Source organism: Terriglobales bacterium (genome assembly GCA_035624455.1).
In the GTDB taxonomy this organism is placed as follows: Bacteria; Acidobacteriota; Terriglobia; order Terriglobales; family Acidobacteriaceae; genus DASPRM01.
In genome coordinates this window covers 1-5,113 of the sequence record DASPRM010000050.1, presented here as the reverse complement: position 1 = coordinate 5,113, position 5,113 = coordinate 1, and the positions used below count along the sequence as shown (strand labels likewise).

Annotated in this window: 5 protein-coding genes; all 5 read left to right on the top strand. The window is 58.4% G+C overall.

Features of this window, described 5'->3' with window-relative positions:
• A partial coding sequence (locus tag VEG30_05635) for an efflux RND transporter permease subunit (protein ID HXZ79392.1) occupies positions 1-2,608 on the top strand: 2,608 nt, incomplete at its 5' end.
• Between the two features lie 544 nt (positions 2,609-3,152).
• Entirely contained in the window at positions 3,153-3,521 is a 369-nt protein-coding gene (locus VEG30_05630) for a metalloregulator ArsR/SmtB family transcription factor (protein HXZ79391.1), read from the top strand.
• Positions 3,518-3,979 (top strand): SRPBCC domain-containing protein, encoded by a 462-nt coding sequence (locus VEG30_05625; protein HXZ79390.1) that lies wholly within the window; start codon positions 3,518-3,520, stop codon positions 3,977-3,979. Before VEG30_05630 ends, VEG30_05625 begins: the two co-directional genes overlap by 4 nt.
• Positions 3,980-4,124: 145 nt before the next feature.
• Complete coding sequence (locus VEG30_05620) at positions 4,125-4,886, top strand: thioredoxin family protein (protein ID HXZ79389.1); 762 nt, start codon at positions 4,125-4,127, stop codon at positions 4,884-4,886.
• A partial coding sequence (locus VEG30_05615; GenBank protein ID HXZ79388.1) for a DinB family protein occupies positions 4,883-5,113 on the top strand: 231 nt, incomplete at its 3' end. The genes VEG30_05620 and VEG30_05615, both read left to right, overlap by 4 nt.

The following is a 5,113-nucleotide window of genomic DNA, read 5'->3' as shown; positions in this document are numbered from 1 at the left end:
CACCCGTGTCGTGCAGCCTAAGCTGAGCGCCATCAGCGGGGTGCAGCGCGCCGACATCCTCGGCAATCGCACCTTCGCCATGCGCATCTGGCTGAAACCGAAAGAAATGGCGGCACGCGGTGTATCGCCATCCGATGTGCACGATGCCTTGGCGCGTAACAACTACCTTTCAGCGATCGGAAGTACCAAGGGTTCCATGGTCTCGGTGAACCTGGTGGCCAACACCGATCTTCGCACTCCGGAGGAATTTCGTCAGCTAGTGGTAAAGCGGGACAGTGGCGTGGTTGTGCGTCTGGGCGACATCGCGGACGTGGTGCTGGGGGCTGAAGACTATGATCAAGATGTCCGCTTCAACGGTGAAACTGCCACCTTCATGGGTATCTGGGTCCTGCCCACGGCCAATTCCCTACAAGTCATTCACAAAGTGCGCCAGGCCCTGCCCGCGATCGAGCAGCAGTTGCCCGCGGGTATGAAGCTGGGAATCCCCTACGACTCCACGGAATACATTCAGGATGCGATCAACGAGGTGTTACACACCCTGATTGAGACCTTGCTAATTGTTATTGTGGTTATCTTTCTGTTCCTCGGGTCGTTCCGCTCCGTGCTTATCCCGGTGGTGGCTATCCCGATTTCGCTGATCGGCGCCGTGTTCCTGATGCTCTTGGCCGGCTTCACCATCAATCTCCTGACACTGCTGGCGATCGTGCTGTCCGTAGGTCTGGTGGTGGACGATGCCATCGTCATGGTAGAAAACGTCGAGCGCCATCTCCACATGGGCAAGTCGCCGTTCCGCGCAGCCCAGGATGCTGCTCGCGAGCTGGTCGGACCGATCATCGCCATGACCATCACCCTCGCGGCCGTGTACACGCCAGTCGGGATCCAGGGCGGTCTCACGGGCGCGTTGTTCCGCGAGTTCGCCTTTACTCTGGCGGGCGCCGTGGTTGTGTCCGGAATTGTGGCGCTCACTCTGTCTCCGATGATGGGTTCCCAGTTGCTGCGTGCCAGCGATACCGACCACGGCTTTGCCGGCATGATCAACCGCCACTTCGAGCGGGTTCGCGCCGTGTACATCCGCTTGCTTTCTGGGACATTGAGTTACCGGCCGGTGGTCTTGACGCTGTGGGCGATCGTTGCCGTGCTCATGATCCCGTTCTATATGTTCTCGCAGCGGGAACTGGCCCCGGCGGAAGACCAGGGTGTGGTGTTTGGAGTCATCCAGTCCTCTGCCAACTCCACTCTTGACCAGACGAACCTGTTTACCCGCCAGGTCTACGATGTGTACCACTCGTTTCCCGAGAGTGCGAGCGTCTTTCAGATCACCAATCCCGGTGGCGGCTTCGGTGGTATGGTGACCAAGCCCTGGAGCCAGCGCAAGAAGACCGCGCAACAACTCTTGATGGAGTCCACTGGACCCCTGTCCAAGATCGCCGGAATCCGCGTGATCCCGTTGACGCCACCCCCGCTCCCAGGAGGCGGTAACTTTCCAGTGGACTTCGTGATCGCCTCGGCCGCTGAGCCTGAGCAGGTCAGTCAGCTGGCTGAGCAAATCGTGCAGAAGGCCATGGCCAGCGGCCTCTTCATCTACGCCGATACCGATGTGAAGTTCGACCAGCCGCAGACCGAGGTGGTCTTCGACCGCGACAAGCTTCGCTCCCAGGGCGTGGACCTCAGTCAGGCCGGCCAGGATCTCTCCACCATGCTGGGCGGAAACTACGTGAATCGCTTCAGCATTAAGGGACGCAGCTACAAAGTCATTCCCGAGGTGAAGCGAATCGATCGGTTGACCCCCGACCAGCTCTCCCAGATTTACGTCAAGGGCTCCTCGGACAAGCTGGTCCCGCTTTCCACGTTTGCCAGCCTGCGGACCACCACCGAGCCCAGATCGCTGAACAAGTTTCAGCAACTCAATGCCGTGCGCATTCAAGGCGTAATTCCGCCCTCGGTGCCGCTGGATAAGGCGCTGACTTTTCTGGAGGACACTGCGAAACAGGTCTTACCGCAGGGATTCACGGTCGACTACGCGGGCGAGTCCCGTCAGCTCCGGGTGGAAGGCAGCAAGTTCCTGGGCACTTTTTTGCTGTCGGGGATCCTGATCTATCTCGTCCTGGCCGCGCAATTCGAGAGTTTCCGCGACCCCTTCATCATTCTGGCCGGATCCGTGCCCCTGGCCATCTCCGGCGCGCTGATATTCTCGTTCCTGGGCTTCACCACGTTGAACATCTACAGCCAGGTGGGCCTGATTACTCTCGTCGGCCTGATTGCAAAAAACGGAATTCTGATCGTAGAGTTCGCCAACCATCTCCAGGAAACAGGCAAGAGTAAGCTCGAGGCCATCATTGGAGCCGCCGGTACGCGCCTTCGCCCCATCCTGATGACCACCGCGGCCACCGTGTTTGGTCACTTCCCCTTGGTTCTGGCAAGGGGTCCGGGGGCGGGAGCGCGAAACAGCATTGGCATCATGCTGGTCAGCGGCATGATCATCGGTACGGCCTTCACACTCCTCGTGGTGCCGTCCATTTACATGCTAGTCGCCAAGACCCATACTGCAGTTCGGGACGAGGAGGAGGCCGAAATTCCGTTGCCTGAGCCAGCAGAAGCCGCGTTCTGATTCTCGGGCCCCGAATCGCGCGGCCCTCTTAGGAGAGACCGCCTTTGACATCTTCTTTAGGGCCACGCTCGTCATTCAACTTCGACAGTTCCGCGTCATAGTCGTTGTAAATGGGCCCAGAAGGCCTTTCTTTCCGTATCGGAAAGTTGCATCTGGTCGGGCCATGATTTTGGTTTTGTCCGAACGAATGTCGGCCCGTATCGATACCGGAGTTATCCTGGGCGGAGACATAGGTCGCTCCCCGACATGCTGATTAACGCGGCGGCAAAGCAAAGAAGCAATTTCATTCTCATACCTCCTCCGTGCGCCGTTAAAACCGGCAAGGTGTAGTGAATGAAAGGTTCATAGTTGGCATAGCGAACCACAACGTCCCCGAGTCACGCGGAGCCGCCGGTGAGGGTTCGTCATCCCAAGATCCTTGAGATCACACCACGGCTTCCCATCCACCTGACGGTAATCCGGAATTCGTCGCTTATCCCGAAGCTGTTGTTCGTTGTTTCTCTTAACTTGACATATTCCTATATAGACATATATATTGCGGGACATGGCCCGGGCCGCAACGACTTCCGATGCTTTCAACGCGGTGGCGGAGTCACGGCGGCGGGAGATCCTGAATTACTTGGCGCTCGAGGAGCGCTCCGTGGGCGCCATCGTGGCCGGCCTAGGACTGGAGCAGCCTTCGGTCTCGAAGCACCTGCGGGTCCTGCGGAACGTGGGACTGGTGAGGGTACGCCGAAACGGCAGGCACATGCTGTATCGGACCGATGCAGATGCCATCCGGCCGCTCTATGAGTGGACGAAGACGTTCGAGCGCTTTTGGGCGCACCAGTTGAGTCGCATCAAAGAGCGTGCCGAGGCGAAGGGCCAGGAACGTAAAGGCGATGAAAACCGGAAACAAAAGGAGGAGTTATGAGCGCGATTCCAACGGCGCCGGGGCTCGAGAGCTTGACACTGGTCGTAACCCAGGAAATCCGGGTGCAGGCAACCCTGGAACATACGTTCGCGGCGCTGCTGGAGCAGATCGGGCCGGAGAACGACACCCCTGACGGCAAGAAAATGCCGATGAAAATCGAGCCCTGGCCGGGCGGGCGATGGTACCGTGACCTGGGCGACGGCAACGGCCATCTCTGGGGACATGTGCAGGCCATCAAGCGGCCGACTCTTCTGGAGATCACCGGCCCGCTGTTCATGTCGTACGCGATTGTTTCCAACGTCCAGTACCGGCTTAGCCAAGTGGATGGCGCAACCCTGATCAAGTTCCATCACCAGGCGCTGGGGGTCATTCCGGAGGAACACCGTAGGGGTATCGGCCAGGGCTGGGGACACATCCTCTCGTGCGTCCGCGAGCGAGCCCAAACCCGAGTGCGGTAAAGAGCAATATGTGTCTGGCATGCTTGGCGAGTGCAGTGTGGCTGGCAGCTCGTGCGATTTCGACCTGTGGCGTGAGTTCGATGCTGGTCAAAACAATTGCGCGGCAAAAACACAACGATCGATTCGAAGCAAAGGAGTGATGAGGATGGCGACGGTGAACAGCGACAAGTTGAAGATAACGTCGCAGGCGAACTGGCTATTGGCACGGAAGGAGTTGTTGACCAAAGAGAAGGAGTTTACTCGTCTTCGCGATGAGTTGAGCCGGCGACGCCGCGAGCTGCCCTGGGAGAAGGTGGAGAAACACTACGCCTTCAACGGGCCGAAAGGGAAACTGACGCTGGCAGATCTGTTCGAGGGGCACGATCAGCTCATCGTCTATCACTTCATGTTTGGTCCAGGATGGAAAGAAGGATGTCCGAGTTGCTCCTTCCTGGCGGATACGTTCGATGGCGCGGTGGTGCACCTGGCGCAGCGAAATACGACCCTTGCGGTAGTGTCGCGCGCGACGCTGCCGGAGATCGAGGCCTTCAAAAAGCGGATGGGATGGCGTTTCAACTGGTTCTCGTCCTACGGCAGCGATTTCAATTTCGACTATTGCGTCTCGTTTTCGAAGCAGGAGATGGCGAAACGCAAGGTCTACTACAACTACAACATGACGGAGTTTCCATCGGAGGAAGCGCCGGGCTTGAGCGTGTTCTACAAAGAGGCAGCCGGAGAAATCTTCCACACCTATTCCGCGTACGCGCGAGGCCTGGATATTCTGCTGACCACCTACAACTTCCTGGATATGACGCCCAAAGGACGGGATGAGGAGGAGTTCCCTTATCCGATGGCGTGGGTACGGCATCACGATCGATACAGCCGCCCGACCATGGCAGGCTGCTGCGCAGGGGAGGAAACAAAATGACAACCATACTCGATCCAATGCTGAGTGAATTCCGGGAAGAGGTGGAAACCACACGCCGGATCTTGAGCCGGGTGCCGGCCGACAAATTGGCGTGGAAGCCGCATCCGAAGTCGATGTCGCTCGGCCAGTTGGCCATTCACATTGCGATGGTTCCCGGAAGGCTGGCGAAGCTCACGCAGCTCGATGGGTTCGACGTGACCCAGGGAAGTTTTATTCCACCATCTCCA